Raw genomic sequence first — 10,642 nt, 5'->3', positions numbered from 1 at the left:
ATTATTATTTATATTAAATCATTTTAGCCTTAAGATTAAAAATCCTTTCTAAGATGTACTAAAATCGCTTCTAAAACATCCTCATCATCTTTGCTTTTTGCTTGAATAAACTCTTTTTCATCATTTAAAGTGATCAATTGTATATTTTGACCAAAACTACTTATGCTTTTAAATTTATTTAAAGCTAAAATTTTAATGACGATCAAAGACAAAAACTGCTTAGTATAAATATCAAGTTTGCCAAAACGATCCTCTATTTCCCCTTCAATCTCATAAACTTCATAAAGTTGCTTACATTTACTTAATCTTCTATAAAGTTCAAGTCTTAAACGTTCCTCGTTGATAAGATCACTATTTAAAAAAGCATTCACATTGAGTTTTAAATCAAGCTTATTTTCTTGCTGTTGGATTTCATTTTTGCTTAAAGCATTAAGCTCATCTTCTAACATTTTAAGATATAAACTATAGCCAATTTGTTCTATATGTCCACTTTGATCTACGCCCAATAAATTACCACCACCACGAATTTCAAGATCATGATAAGCAAGAATTGAGCCTGAGCCTAAAAAAGAATTACTTTCTAAAGAAACTAGACGCTTTAAAGCATCCTTAGTAATAGCATTTTTATTCTCGATTAAAAAATAACAATATCCTTGCTTATCACTTCTACCCACGCGTCCACGCAATTGATGTAAATCCGCCATACCAAAACGATCACTTCTTTCTACGATAATAGTATTTGCATTTGGCAAATCAATGCCACTTTCTACAATAGAAGTACTTAAAAGCAAATCATATTCTTTATTTTCAAATTTTAATATTTGTTCTTCTTGCATCCTAGCATCCACCTTAGAATGCAAAATTAAAATACGCAAATTAGGAAAAAGCTCTAATAAACGATCTTTGCATTGTTGTATACTTGCAATATGATTATGGATATAAAAAATTTGCCCATTACGTCTTAATTCTCTTACTATAGCTTCTTTTAAAAGCGCATCATCGTTTTCTCGTACAAAGGTTCTTACATCCATTCTATCTTCAGGAGGAGTTTGTAAAACACTATAAGATTTTATAGAACTTAAAGCTTGGTTTAAACTTCTTGGTATTGGGGTGGCTGACATAGATAAGATATGTGAATTTTGAGCTATTTCTTTAAGTTTTTCCTTTTGTTTAACCCCAAATTTATGTTCCTCATCAATAATAACAAGCGCTAAATTTTCACACTCCATACTTAAAAGCGCATGAGTACCAACAATAACACAAGCTTGATTTTCTTTTAAAGCTTGTAAAACTTGTTTTTTTTCTGCAGACTTAGTAAAACGATCTATTTTAAAAACCTCTATATCAAAAGGTGCAAAACGCTTTTTTAAAGTTTTAAAATGCTGATGAGAAAGCAAAGTCGTAGGAACGAACAAAAACACACAAAATCCACTCTTTACCACAGGATAAATAGCATTCATGGCTACTTCAGTCTTTCCAAAACCCACATCTCCACTTAAAAGCCTATCCATAACCATGCCACTTTGAAAATCTTTTAAAATTTCATTACAGGCTTGTTCTTGATCGCTAGTATAAGAAAAACCCGCTTTAGCTATAAAATTAGCTTGATCATTTAAATTGATTTCAATTTTTTTAGCCTGTATTAAAGATCTCTTAGCAGCCATGATGATAATTTGCGAAGCTATGGCCAAAAGTTTGGTTTTAAGCTTTTCTTTAAGTTTAATAAAACTTGTCTTACCTAATTTATCCAAATTAGGAATAGTTCCACTCATACCCAAATATTTATCAATTAAATATAAATTTTCTACTGGTAAAAGCAATTTATCAGAATTTTGATATTCTATAGCAACAAATTCTTTTTTTCTCCCGCTTACAATTATCATTTCAAGACCTAAAAATTTCCCTATCCCATAGTCTTCATGTACGATATAATCGCCATTTTTTAATTCATCTATAATTAAACTAGCTTTTTTTCTTGTCTTTTGCTTTTCCTTTTTATTTAAAGAAATAATCAATTCTTCAAAACTAATAAGATTAAGTCTTAAATCACTTTTTAAAAAATGGATATTTTGAGTATCATCAAGCTGCAAAGCCTTAAAAAGGGCTTCATTTTTAGCCAAAAGGGTTATTTTTTTGTTCTTGTGAAATTCAAAAAAATCTTTATTATAAGAACTTTGCAATTCTTTAAAAATTTTAGCTTGGGGCAAAATTTTAGCATTGATAAAACCTATATCTCTTTCATAATCTTGAGTATCAAATTTCTCACAAGCTAAAAAATCAAGCTCTAAATAATCAACAAAATCATCAATACACCAAAATCCTAAAGAATTTATATCATGTATTAAAGTATCGCTTTGAAAATTTTCTAATTTTTCTTTAAAAATTGCATAATTTTCTTTGTCAAAATATGCCAAAAAAGGGCAAATTTCTAAATGATTTAATTCATTAGGAATGGACTTTTGACTTTGTAAATCAAAATACCGCATGCTTTCAATTTCATCGCCAAAAAATAAAATCCTTATAGGGTTTTCTTCATTAATACAAAAAATATCAACAATATCAGCACGCATAGAAATTTCACCCTTATCTTGAACTATATCTACAAATTCATAACCCAATCTTGAAATTTCATCCTTAAAAAGCTCTAAATCAAGCTTTTGATCCCTATTGATAAAATAATTTTGTAAATGTTTTTTTGCAGGAAGTTTTTTTAAAACCGTATTTAAAGGAGAAATGAGAATTTTTTTCTCTTCTTCTTTATGATAAGCACTTAAAACCTTACAAAGTTCAAAAAGCTCTTTAGAAAAAACCCTAAGATCATCGCCAAATTGTGCTCTAAAATCTGGCAAAACAAAAGTTTTTATACCCTTAAAACGAGAAACTTGCGCAAGCAAATCAGCCTGCTTATCGTCTTTACAAAGTAAAAGTTCACAAAGTTCAAATCCTTGCAAATATTCATAAAATGATGCTTGCATTATTCTTCATTATTATTTTCAATAAGTTTTATGGTACCTTCTTTAATCCTACTAGTCCCATTAAAACGACCTCCATTTTCTATAGAAATTTTTTGTATGATAATATCCCCATTAACTACCCCACCTGATAAAATTTCTAAACTATTTGCTTCAATTTGTCCTTCAAAATATCCATTAACCACAATTTTATCTGCTTGTAATTCACCTTTTAAATTTCCATTTTTTCCAATAACTACTATGCTTTCAGAGTGGATAACCCCACTTAATTCACCATCAACATGAAGCATAGAAGCAAAATAAAACTTACCTTCAATCCTAGCACCTGCAGAAATTACTGTTGTTTCTGAACCAGAGCTGGATGCTGGGCTGATATTGCCTTTATTAAAGATTGCCATGGAACTCTCCTTTCTTGATTAAAAAAATCATTTATATTTTTCCTTTGTAAATTTAAAAAGTATAAAGGTTGCAAAGTTTTATTAATAAATCTTACCTCATAATGCAAATGAGGTCCAGTTGAAAGACCTGTATTTCCGGTATATCCTATTAATTGTCCTTTGCTTACAAATTGACCTGCTTTAACAACTTCTTTACGCATCATATGTGCAAATACAGTTTTAAAACCAAAATTATGCAATAAAATAACATTATAACCATAACCATTATCGCTATAGCCTGAAAACTCTACTACTCCATTTGCCGGAGCATAAATAGGAGTTCCGCTTTCAGCTCTTAAATCAATGCCTGGATGGAATTCTTTTCTTTTTAAAAGAGGGTGTTCTCGCCATCCAAAATTTCCAGTAACCCCCTTATTTTCAATAGGCCAACCATTAGGAATTTGTCCTAAAATTCCAAGTTGTTGTTCATTAGTAAGCTGAAGATTATCAAGTCTTGCACTGATTGTGAGATTGTTCTCTGATTCTAAACCTAAAGCCTCTTCAAAAGAAGCTATCTTATCTTCAAGCTCAGCGTATTGTTGTGCTTTTTCTTCTATACTCTTTTGCATTTGTGCATTAGCTAATTCTAGCTCTTTGCTTTTTTTTAAAAGCTCTTCGCGTTTTTGACTAATATCATCAAGTTTACTATCAAGATATTTGATATAAAAACCACTAAAAACTAAAAATAAAATAATAAAAGCAAGAGTATAAAAAACTATTGTTTTAATTATTTGATTTAAATAAAAATGTTTTGAACCGTTAATATCTGTAATGGTAATAGTGAATTTATTTTTTACCACTCCACTCCTTTAAAAAATTTTCTACCAGCATAAAAGATCCAAAAACTAATTTTTTCTTATTTTCTTTTAAATTCTTAAATTCTTCACATTTAATTTCTAGTTTTGATGCAACACTATAAATTTCATCATCAGCCAATTTCCGTTCTACGCTTTTATACTTATAAATTTGTATTGTATCAATAATAGGCTTTAATGTTTTTAAAATTTCAAAAATATCTTTATCTAGATAAGAATTATAAATGAGATTTACTTTTTCTCCCTTAAATCTTTCAAGCAAGGCTTGAGCAGCCATAACATTATGCCCCACATCGACAAAAACATCTTGGGCAATTTGCTCACATCTTGCTTGTAAATTTAAAGCTTGTAAATTTTGAAAGGCTTTTAAAGTTTGCTTTTTAGAAGTTAGAAGTTCACACGCTTTTAAAGCCAATTTTAAATTGTGTCTTAAAAAATAAGGCAAAGAGAATTTCATACAATAAATCTTAAAATCTTCTGTTAAATAAGAAGCTAAAGAAGATAATTCTAAATTAGCCTTTTTTAATAAAGCAATTTTTTGTGCCAAGTCAAACACAATTTTTTCTTGTTCATCGCTTATAAGCGCTAAAGGTGCCATGACTTTAAGCTTAGTTCTTGCAATCAATTTTAAAGAATTGCCCAAAATTTGAGTATGATCTAAACCAATTTTTGTAAAAATATTCATTTTTCTTTCAAATACAGAAGTAGCATCATATTCCCCTCCTACACCTGCTTCTAAAACAATAAAATCGCAATCTTGGAATAAAAACATAGCCAAAAAGGTGGCATACTCAAAATAACTTAATTTTTCCAAATCTTTTTGAAAAATACCTTCAAGTTTATCATGGGATTTTTGTAATTGTTCATCACTTGCAATTTTACCTTCAAGATAAAACCTTTCATTAAAACTAAAAATATGTGGACTAGTATAATGACCTACTGTATAGTTTAAATTTTCTAAAAGCTGGGTTAAAAACCTGCCTGTACTACCCTTGCCATTAGTACCTATGAGTTGGATTATAGGGATATGTTTAAAATGATTTTTATATTTTTCATACATTCTAAACATCAAAAAACGATCTATTTTTTCATAATTTGTAGTTTTACGAGCTAAAAAATTCTCAATTTTTTCCATATTACTCATCTAGCTAGAACACTTCATTAATTCTTCTAAAATATTGACATTGGGCATGCTTTGCTTATCAAGATACGCCACATCAATCTTAGGAACTATGATATCTTGTTTATAAATAAATCGAAAATTTTCTATAGTACTAAGATTTTTGTTAACAAGATGGGCTATTTCATCCTTGCTTGTTCCAGGAGATATGATTAAATAACTTTTCTCATCTATCATCCAAAGTTCATCAAATTGGGTGCAAGAATCTTTAAGAATTTTTCTAAAACGTACAAAAATTTCATTTAAGCTTGCTATGCCGTATTTTTCCATAATAAAAACATAATTTGTTATACAAAACAATGCTAAAGAATAATTAACCTTATATTTTTTGAAATTTTCATCCATTTTTTCAAGCTCTTTAAAAACACTCCAAGCTTGCCTTTCTTCTAAACTCTGTGTAAATTGAATTTGCTTATTTAAAATTACGATCTTTTCTCCAAATTGCTTAAACATCAAATTCAAATCTTCAAAACTAAGCCTCACCTCCCCTTTCCCATCTGGCTTTAAAGTCTTTATAAAATCTATATTATCTTGGTTAGATTTATCAAGTAAAATAAGCGATTGATAAATTTTTTTCAAATTATCATGGAAAAAATTCAAATTTTTTTGAACATAGATATTATCAATCACTATACGGTGATTTACAAATTTCATCAACTCATTCTTAAAATCTTTTTGCTCTATAATAAAAGGCTTTCGCATTAAAGTTTGTATGAAAGTTTGAATTTTAACATCTTCTACCAAAGAAGGTTTTAAACCCAAACACAATAATTGGACAAAATACTCATCATCATACTTTTGAAGCTTTATTAAAAGTTTTTTAATCGCGTTATCATAATCATCATCTTTATTAATACCATATTGATGAAGCTGCTCTTCTAAATCCTTTTGATCATAATTTTTTTCAAATTCTTTCCACTTTTTAAAAAGCAAATAAATACCTTCACTATCCATAGTTTTAGAAATTCTCATTGAAGTGAGTTTAGCTAATTCTCTTATTTTTTTATCCTTACTAACTTGCAAAACTTTAAAAACTATAGATAAAAATTCAAAAAACTCACTAAATTGCTTTCCACTTTGCCTATTTACAATAGAAATTAAAAAACTAAGCAGTTCTTCTAAAGTATGTATAGTTTTAGACTCTAGTTGCTTTTGATAAATTGGTAAAAGCAAGGCTTTATATTTATCAAGTTTAATCTTATTAGAACTTGTAATACCGTGTTTTAAAGAAATTTCTTCAAAAATCTCTGCATAATTTTCAGGAGTAGGTTTTAATTTTCTCTCTTTTAATACAATTAAAGTTTGCTTAGCTATTTCATTGGTGTTTAGCATGACGCTTTTGCCCTTTAATGGCTATTACAGAAATAAATTCATCAAATGCTTCTCCCGAAGCCGATCGAATAGCCTCATACCGTGCAGAATCACTAATAATGCTATTAGGTGAAATATCAAAATTATAGCTTCCACTTGTACTAAAAGTCTGGCTTAATCCGTCTTTAAAAACAACATGAAAATCCAAATTCAATTTAGCCTTATAGCTAATAACATAGCCATTTTTATCATAAGCTAAAGGAATAAATTCTAAATTATTCATCTTAACATTAATAACATCATCAGCCTCATGCTTTAAAGCAAGTTTACGTCCTAGCTTTGCAATCACCATTTCTTTTAAAGTATCAGCCACAAAAATACTATTTCTTGGATCTTGTTGGCTTAATTCAACATTAACATAAACTTTCTCATCAAAAATATTGTTGGCAATTTTTGAAGTAGGTACATAGCCACAAGCGGCTAAAAATAAAGCTATAAAAAAAACTAAAATCTTTTTCATTTAACCACCAAATTAACCAACTTAGCTTCCACATAAATTTCTTTAATTATAGTTTTACCTTCAAGCCATTTAGAGACATTTTCTTTTGCAAGCATCATAATTTCTTCTTTGCTAGCTGTACTTAAAACCTCAAATTCAGCTCTTTTTTTACCATTAATACTCACAACTAAACTTAAGTTATCCTTGATAAAAACCTCTTCTTTAAGATTTAATTTAACAAAATTTTTACAATCAAAAAGCTCTTTACTAAGCTCAAAACAAACATGAGGAATAATAGGCTCTAAAATATTTAAAATAATATAAAATGCTTCTTGCTCTAAAGCCTCATTATTGCAGCTTGCTAAAGCATTTAAAGCTTCCATACAAGCTGCGATTAAAGTATTAAAAGCAAAACTTTGCTCATAAACTTCAAAAGATTTTTTTAAAGCTTCATAAACTTTCAATCTTGCATATTTTTCTTCTTTATTTAAATTTTCTTGTTTTAATTCTAAAAGCTTATCTTTTCTTATTTTTTGTGCTCTATCATAAAGTTTAGCAATAAACCTATAAGCACCTTCAAGCGCATCATCATTCCATTCTAATTCTTTAGCTGGAGGTGCGGCAAAAAGTATAAAAAGTCTTGCAGTATCAGCACCGTATTTTTTAATAATTTCATCAGGATCTACAACATTACCCTTAGATTTTGACATTTTAGCCCCGTCTTTTAAAACCATACCTTGGGTTAAAAGCCTATTAAAGGGTTCATCTTGAGTTAAATATCCCAAATCTCTTAAAACTTTTTGAAAAAACCTCGCATAAAGTAAATGTAAGATCGCGTGTTCAATACCCCCTACATATTGATCCACATTCATCCAATAACTCACGCTTTTTTTATCCAAAACCTTTTCTTCCCAAGTCTTTTCATCGCTTGCAAAACGTGCAAAATACCATGAACTTTCAAAAAAGGTATCTAAAGTATCGCTTTCTTTTTGTGCTTGTTGACCACATTTTGGACAAATACAGATTTTCCAAGTAGGATGCTTATCAAGAGGATTTCCTTCTCCTGTGATTTGTACATCTTGAGGTAAAACTATAGGAAGATTTTCTAATTTTTGAGGCACTATACCACAATTTTGACATTTAACCATAGGAATAGGTGCACCCCAATACCTTTGACGTGAAACCCCCCAATCGCGAATCTTAAAATTTACAACTTTTTTTCCTATATTTTGCGCTTCTAGTTTAGAAATAATCTTTAGCCTTGCTTCATTACAATCAAGTTCATTAAATTCTTCACTATTAATAAGTTTGCCTGATTTTTGAGTGTAAGGCAAGGGTTTTTGAGTTTGAATGACTTGTTTTATAGCCAAATTATATTTTTGTGCAAAGTCAAAATCTCTTTCATCATGAGCTGGAACTGCCATTACTGCACCACTACCATAATCAGCCAAAACAAAATTTGCCACCCATAAAGGAATTTTTTCTTTGCTTAAAGGATGTATGGCATAAATTCCTAAAAAATATCCTTCTTTTAAAGCGCTTTGCCTTTCTCTTGGACTTTGATTTTGCATTGCTTTAATTCTATCCGATACATCTTCATTTAAGTACGCTTTGATAAGTAAATTTTGAATTATAGGATGCTCTGGAGCTAAAGCTATATAAGATATACCATAAATAGTATCTGCCCTAGTAGTAAAAACTTCTAAAGAATCAGCACAGGCTTTTTGCTTACTTTCCTCATCTAAATTTAAACAAAATTCCAAGCCCTCACTCTTACCTATCCAATTTTCTTGCATAGTTAAAACTTGATTAGGCCATTTATCTTTTAACTTATCTAAATCTTTTAAAAGTTCTTCAGTATAAGCAGTAATTTTAACATAATATCCTGGCATCTTTTTTTGAACCACTTCATGACCACAACGCCAACATTTACCATCCTCTACTTGCTCATTAGCCAAAACAGTTTGATCTTGTTCACACCAATTTACCTTTGCTTCTTTAGTATAAATCAAACCTTTTTCAAACATTTTAATGAATAATTCTTGTTCAAATTTCGTATAAAAAGGATCTGAAGTTGCAAGTATTTTTCTTTTCGAAAAAGAAAAACCCAAAGAAAAAAGTTCTTTTTTCATATAGGCTATATTTTCATAAGTCCATGTTTTTGGATGAATTTTATGTTTGATTGCAGCATTTTCTGCAGGCATGCCAAAACTATCAAAACCTATAGGATGTAAGACATTAAATCCTATTTTGCGATAATATCTTGCTAAAGCATCCCCTATAGTATAATTTCTTACATGACCCATATGGATACGACCGCTAGGATAAGGAAACATCGATAAAATATATTTTTTAGCTAAGGTGAAATCATCTTTTGGCTCAAAATATTCTTCTTCATCCCAAATTTTTTGCCATTTTGCCTCTATTAAACTTGCTTTATAAGCCATAATTTCTCCTTAAATTATCCCTTTTTCATACATAGTACGATGACGCTCTTTTTCTTGTTGTCTTTTTATTTTTTCTAATTCTTTATTTCTAAAATCAAGTACACTAAATTGAAACCATAATAAAGTCGGACTTGCTACAAAAATAGAACTTAAAGTGCCTATTATTATACCTACGATTAAAGCTAAAGAAAAACCTTGTATCATCTCTCCACCAAAAAAATAAAGCATCACAACTGTGACTAAAGTAAGCCCTGAAGTTAAAACCGTTCTTGATAAAGTCACTGAAACGCTTTCATTAATTATAGATGAAAGCTCATTTTTTTTGCTTGTTTTAATGTTTTCTCTAATCCTATCAAAAATAATAATCGTATCATTTAAAGAATACCCAAGCACAGTTAAAACAGCTGCTAAAGTATCCAAATTCACATCAATTTTAAATAAAGAAATAGCCCCTAAAGTAATCACAACATCATGAATTTCGCTAATAATAGCTGCAAGCGCAAAACGCCATTCAAAACGTATAGCTATATAAATTAAAATCGCTACTAAAGATACAGCTATGGCCATAAGACCTTTATTTCTAAGTTCATCACCTACCTTTGGACCTACTATATCCGCACGACGTACTTCAAATTTTCCTGTATCTTTCAAAAGGGTTACAATATACTCACCTATATCATTGCTTACATTATCATTGCTTTCTAAAAAACGTATTGTGACTTCTTCACTGCTTCCAAATTCTGTTACAGACAAATTTTGAAAATTGCCTTGCTTTTCTAAAATTTCACGAATTTGATCTAAAGGTGCCACGCTTTCGTATTTTAATTGAACTAAGGTTCCTCCACTAAAATCAATACCATATTGCAATCCTCTTTCCCAAAACAAATAAATAGAACCAAAAAACAAGATAAAAGAAAAAGAAATAGCAATAAAACGTATTCTCATAAAATCATAAATCTTCTTTTCTTTAAAAAACTGCAT

General features: G+C 29.4%; 8 protein-coding genes. All 8 read right to left on the bottom strand.

Annotated features, from left to right (window positions below):
- Positions 1–35 precede the first annotated feature (35 nt).
- The 8 genes from mfd to secF are packed head-to-tail and all read right to left on the bottom strand — an operon-like array spanning position 36 to position 10,642.
- Positions 36–2,975, bottom strand: coding sequence for a transcription-repair coupling factor (gene mfd / locus GRQ01_RS03960; protein WP_158334541.1), 2,940 nt, complete (start codon positions 2,973–2,975; stop codon positions 36–38).
- The gene (locus GRQ01_RS03955) at positions 2,975–3,370 is read right to left on the bottom strand and encodes a bactofilin family protein (protein ID WP_158334540.1); all 396 of its coding nucleotides are present in this window, start codon (positions 3,368–3,370) and stop codon (positions 2,975–2,977) included. Before GRQ01_RS03955 ends, mfd begins: the two co-directional genes overlap by 1 nt.
- On the bottom strand, positions 3,307–4,209 hold the full coding sequence (pgp4, locus tag GRQ01_RS03950; protein ID WP_203121187.1) for a peptidoglycan metallopeptidase Pgp4: 903 nt from the start codon (positions 4,207–4,209) through the stop codon (positions 3,307–3,309). Before pgp4 ends, GRQ01_RS03955 begins: the two co-directional genes overlap by 64 nt.
- Positions 4,196–5,368, bottom strand: coding sequence for a folylpolyglutamate synthase/dihydrofolate synthase family protein (locus GRQ01_RS03945; protein ID WP_158334539.1), 1,173 nt, complete (start codon positions 5,366–5,368; stop codon positions 4,196–4,198). Before GRQ01_RS03945 ends, pgp4 begins: the two co-directional genes overlap by 14 nt.
- Positions 5,369–6,736, bottom strand: a complete 1,368-nt coding sequence (locus GRQ01_RS03940; RefSeq protein WP_158334538.1) for a hypothetical protein — start codon at positions 6,734–6,736, stop codon at positions 5,369–5,371. It abuts the gene before it with no gap.
- A complete protein-coding gene (lptE, locus tag GRQ01_RS03935; protein ID WP_158334537.1) occupies positions 6,720–7,235 on the bottom strand; it encodes an LPS assembly lipoprotein LptE in 516 nt (171 codons plus the stop codon). The genes GRQ01_RS03940 and lptE overlap by 17 nt, the downstream gene beginning before the upstream one ends.
- On the bottom strand, positions 7,232–9,661 hold the full coding sequence (gene leuS, locus GRQ01_RS03930; protein ID WP_158334536.1) for a leucine--tRNA ligase: 2,430 nt from the start codon (positions 9,659–9,661) through the stop codon (positions 7,232–7,234). Before leuS ends, lptE begins: the two co-directional genes overlap by 4 nt.
- Before the next feature lie 9 nt (positions 9,662–9,670).
- Positions 9,671–10,642 carry a protein translocase subunit SecF gene (gene secF, locus GRQ01_RS03925; protein WP_158334535.1) on the bottom strand — a complete coding sequence of 324 codons (972 nt, stop codon included), beginning with the start codon at positions 10,640–10,642 and terminating at the stop codon, positions 9,671–9,673.

Source organism: Campylobacter bilis (genome assembly GCF_016806695.1).
Taxonomy (GTDB): Bacteria; Campylobacterota; Campylobacteria; order Campylobacterales; family Campylobacteraceae; genus Campylobacter_D; species Campylobacter_D bilis.
The sequence above is the reverse complement of the archived record's forward strand: the minus strand, read 5'-3'. Positions and strand labels throughout refer to the sequence as shown.

Bases quoted from the DNA above. Each gene is read 5' to 3' on its own strand.
- leuS (WP_158334536.1), bottom strand. From the start codon at position 9,661: ATGGCTTATAAAGCAAGTTTAATAGAGGCAAAATGGCAAAAAATTTGG.
- GRQ01_RS03940 (WP_158334538.1), bottom strand. From the start codon at position 6,736: ATGCTAAACACCAATGAAATAGCTAAGCAAACTTTAATTGTATTAAAA.
- secF (WP_158334535.1), bottom strand. From the start codon at position 10,642: ATGCAGTTTTTTAAAGAAAAGAAGATTTATGATTTTATGAGAATACGT.
- mfd (WP_158334541.1), bottom strand. From the start codon at position 2,975: ATGCAAGCATCATTTTATGAATATTTGCAAGGATTTGAACTTTGTGAA.
- GRQ01_RS03945 (WP_158334539.1), bottom strand. From the start codon at position 5,368: ATGAGTAATATGGAAAAAATTGAGAATTTTTTAGCTCGTAAAACTACA.
- lptE (WP_158334537.1), bottom strand. From the start codon at position 7,235: ATGAAAAAGATTTTAGTTTTTTTTATAGCTTTATTTTTAGCCGCTTGT.
- GRQ01_RS03955 (WP_158334540.1), bottom strand. From the start codon at position 3,370: ATGGCAATCTTTAATAAAGGCAATATCAGCCCAGCATCCAGCTCTGGT.